Annotated in this window: 2 protein-coding genes; both read right to left on the bottom strand. The window is 71.2% G+C overall.

Annotation, left to right across the window (positions count from 1 at the left end; all coding sequences use genetic code 11):
• Positions 1–1,831: type I polyketide synthase (locus tag ABD329_RS47280; protein ID WP_344318194.1), on the bottom strand; the 1,831-nt coding region annotated here is incomplete at its 3' end.
• 47 nt (positions 1,832–1,878) lie between these two features.
• A partial coding sequence (locus tag ABD329_RS47275; RefSeq protein ID WP_344318193.1) for an SDR family NAD(P)-dependent oxidoreductase occupies positions 1,879–4,385 on the bottom strand: 2,507 nt, incomplete at its 5' end.

Raw genomic sequence — 4,385 nt, 5'->3', positions numbered from 1 at the left:
GGGCTTGTTGGCATTCGGCGACGCGGGTGGCGAAGGCGGGTGAGGTGTTCAGGAGTCCGGCGCCCATGCCGAGCCATTGGGAGCCTTGGCCGGGGAATACCAGGACTGGTCCGGTGCCGCCGCTGGTGGTGGTGGTTGGTTGGATGATGGTGGGGTGGGTGTCGCCGGTGGCCAGGGCGTTGAGTCCGGTCAGGAGTTCGTGGCGGTGTTGGGCGACGATGACGGCGCGGTGGTCGAAGACGGACCGGGTGGTGATCAGCGACCAGCCGATGTCCGTCGGTGTTGCGTCGGGGTTGGCGGTCACTCGTTCGGCCAGTGCGCGTGCCTGACCGCGCAAGGCCTCGGTGCCGCGCCCGGAGACCACCCACGGGACCACACCACCCACCGGGGCACCGTCGCTGTCGGTGTCGGTCGGCACCATCGGGGCGGATGGCGTTTCGGCGGGTTCGGGTGCCTGCTCCAGGATCAGATGGGCATTCGTACCGGAGATCCCGAACGCGGACACACCGGCCCGGCGCGGACGCTCCCCACGCGGCCAGGGAACCGGCTCGGTCAGCAGCCGCACCGCACCCGACGCCCAGTCGGCGTGCGGCGTCGGTTCGTCGATGTGCAGCGAGGCGGGCAGCAGCTCATGCCGCATCGCCATCACCATCTTGATCACACTGGCCGCACCGGCGGCGGCCTGGGTGTGCCCCAGGTTGGACTTGATGGAGCCCAGCCACAGCGGCCGGTTCTCCGGCCTGCCCTGGCCATACGTGGCCAGCAGCGCCTGCGCCTCGATCGGATCGCCGAGAGTCGTCCCGGTGCCGTGTCCGTCGACCACGTCCACCTCGGCGGTGGACAGCTGCGCGTTGGCCAGGGCCTGCCGGATCACCCGCTGCTGCGACGGCCCGTTCGGCGCCGTGAGACCGTTGCTGGCCCCGTCCTGGTTGACTGCGGACCCCCGAATCACCCCGAGGACACGGCGGTTGCGGCGCCGCGCCTCACACAGGCGCTCCAGGACGATCAACCCGGCACCCTCGCCCCACCCGGTGCCATCGGCGGCCGCCGCGAACGGCTTGCAGCGGCCGTCCGGGGCCATGCCGCGCTGACGGGAGAACTCGATGAACGCGCCGGGCGTCGCCATCACGGCCACCCCACCGGCCAGGGCCAGATCGCATTCGCCGTTGCGCAGCGCCTGGCACGCCAGATGGATGGCGACCAGCGACGAGGAACACGCGGTGTCCACCGTGACCGCGGGCCCCTCCAGCCCGAGCGAGTACGCCACCCGCCCGGACACCACACTGCCGAGGTTCCCGGGGCCGACATAGCCCTCCACCTCGCTGGTGATGTCGCCGATGACCGACAGGTAGTCATGCGAACCCACCCCGGCGAACACCCCGGTGTTGCTGCCGCCCAGCGACGCCCGATTGAGCCCGGCGCGCTCGAACGCCTCCCACGCGGTCTCCAGCAGCAGCCGCTGCTGGGGGTCCATGGCCTGGGCCTCACGGGGACTGATGTCGAAGAAGGCCGCGTCGAACTCGGTCGCGTCGTAACAGAACCCGCCCTGGTCCACATACGACGTGCCATAGCTTTCGGGATCCGGGTCGAACAGCTCCTCAACGCCCCAACCGCGGTCCGTGGGAAATCCGGATACGGCGTCCTCGCCGTCCCGCACCAGCCGCCACAGTTCCTCCGGCGACCGCACCCCGCCCGGATAACGGCAGGCCATGCCCACGATCGCGATGGGCTCCGGCTCGGCGGACTCGGCCTCCCGCAGACGCTCACGGGTCTGGCGCAGCTCGGCCGTGACCCACTTGAGGTGGTCGAGCAGCTTCTCTTCGTTCGACATCTAGCGGAGGCTCCTTGGCGCGTCGCGGAGGATGGGGGTCATCGGGCTCACGACTTTCCGAGCTCGTCGGACTTTCCGAACTCGTCGGAGATGAGGTCGAAGATGTCTTCTGCCGTCGCCGTCTCGAGCTCGCTGTGGGCCGCGGAACGCTCCGTTTCCCGTTCCGTGTCGCTCCACTTGGCCAGCAGCAGCCGCAGCCGCCCGGTGATCCGGCGACGGGCCGCCTCGTCCACCGTCGATGGCTCCGAGACCGCGTCCCACCGGTCGAGCTCCGACAGCAGATGTCCCTCGGAGGTCAGCTGCCCCTCGACGAGCCGCTCGCGCAGATGGTCGGCCAGCTCCTTGGGGGTGGGGTGGTCGAAGACCAGGGTGGGCGGAAGGTCGAGCCCGGTGGTGGCGGAGAGCCGATGCCCGAATTCGACGGCCGTGAGGGAGTCGAACCCCAGCTCCTGGAACGGCTGGGCGGGTGGGATCGCGTCGATGGTGGGATGGCCGAGGATCGCGGCGGCATGCGTCTGGATGTGATGGAGCAGGAGCTGATGCTGCTGGGCGGGGGAGCCGGTGGCCAGCTGCCGCTGGAGCGAACCGCTCAACGCCGCGTCGACGTCCGGGGTGGCTTCGGCGCCCGGCGACTCGGTGGCGGCCAGGTCGGACAGCAGCGGGCTGGGCCGCTGTGCGGTGAAACCGGCCGGGAACCTCTCCCAGTCGATGTCCGCGATGGTGATCGTGGTGTCGCCGTGGTCCAAGGAGCGCTGGAGCGAGGCGATGGCGAGATCGGTGTCCAGCGGACGCATCCCGCGCCGGCGGTAGTAGTCGATGACGGACTCGTCGGCGGCCATGCCCGCATCGCTCCACGGCGCCCAGGCGAGGCTGGTGGCGGGCAGGCCACGGGCGCGGCGGTGCTCGGCGAGGGCGTCGAGATAGGCGTTGGCGGCGGCGTACGAGGCCTGTCGGCTACCGCCCCACGCCGCCGCGCCGGACGAGAAGAGCACAAAGGCACTGAGGTCGAGGTCCTCGGTGAGCTCATGGAGATGGGTGGCCGCGAGCGCCTTGGGCCGCAGCACCGCCTCGATCCCCGGCAGGTCCAACTCGGCGAACGGGGTGTTCTCCGCGAGCCCGGCGGCGTGGACGACGGCGGTGAGGGGGTGTTCGGCGGGGATGGTGCCGAGGAGGTGCTGGAGTGCGGCCCGGTCGGATACGTCGCATGCGGTGACGGTGACGGCCGCCCCCAACGCGGCCAGTTCGTCGCTGAGTTGACTGACGCCGGCGGCGTCGGGACCGGAGCGGCTGACGAGGTGGAGACGGGGTGCGCCCTGGCGGGCGAGCCAGCGGGCCACATGGGCGCCGAGACCGCCGGTGCCGCCGGTGACCAGGGTCGTACCTGCGGGGCGCCACGCGGTGGGCGCGGTCTCCGGGCACGCGGCGCGCTCCAGTCGGCGGGCCAGCGCGGTGGCGCGGATCGCCACCTGGTCCTCGGGCTGGCCGGGCGCCAGTACGGCGGCGATACGGGCGGGGGTACGGGCGTCCACGTCGGCCGGGAGGTCGATCAGACCGCCCCAGAGGTGAGGATGTTCCAACGCCGCGACCCGGCCCATACCCCAGACCTGGGCCTGGCGCGGGTGGGGGAGCGGATCGGTGGCGGTGGCGGCCACCGCACCCTGGGTGACACACCACAGAGGCGCGATCAGCGACGTCTGGCTGAGGGCCTGGACAACGGCGGCCGTCGCGGCCAGCCCGGTGGGGACGGCCGGGTGGTCGGGGTGGGGCGTCTGGTCGAGTGCGAGCAGACTCAGAATGCCCTCGGGTGTGCTGCTGTCGGGGAGGTGTGAGAGCAGTCGGGCGAGGGCGTCACGTCGGGCGTCCGCGCCATCGAGCGACAGGACTTCATGGGCCGCGCCATGGGCGTCCATCGCCTGGACGGTGGCGTGGACGGCCGGGTGTTCCGCCAGCCCGGAGGGCACGAGCAGCAGCCAGGTTCCGCTGAGCGTAGGCGCGATGGCGGGGTCCGGCAGCTGCTTCCACGCGACGCGATAGCGCCAGGAGTCGATGGTGGACCGTTCGCGGTGCCGACGCCGCCAGGTCGACAGTACGGGGAGCGCGGGCAGCAGCGCGTCGACGCCGGGGCTGTCCTTGTCCAGCTGGAGTGTGCTGGTGAGGGCGTCGACGTCGAGCTCCTCGATGGCGTCCCAGAGCCTGGCCTCGGCCGGGTGGTGGCCGTTGAGATGACCGTCGGCGCGCGGGACGGGCGGGGCGAGCCAGTAGTGCTGGTGGTGGAAGGCGTAGGTGGGGAGGTCGATGGTGCGGGGGGTGGGGGTGGTGGGGTACCAGCTGGTCCAGTCGATATCGATACCGGCGGTGTGGAGTTGGGCGAGGGTGTGGGTGAGGGCGTGTGTGTCGGGTTGTTTGTGGGTGAGGGTGGAGGTGATGAGGGGTGTGGGTTGGTGGGTGGGGTTTTTGGTGGTGTGGTGGTGGAGGGTGTGGTGGGTGGCGGTGGCGAGGGTGGGGTCGGGGCCGAGTTCGAGGTAGAGGCTGGTGTGGGGTGTGGTGTGGGTGA

Source organism: Streptomyces javensis (genome assembly GCF_039525925.1).
Taxonomy (GTDB): domain Bacteria; phylum Actinomycetota; class Actinomycetes; order Streptomycetales; family Streptomycetaceae; genus Streptomyces; species Streptomyces asiaticus.
The sequence above is the reverse complement of the archived record's forward strand: the minus strand, read 5'-3'. Positions and strand labels throughout refer to the sequence as shown.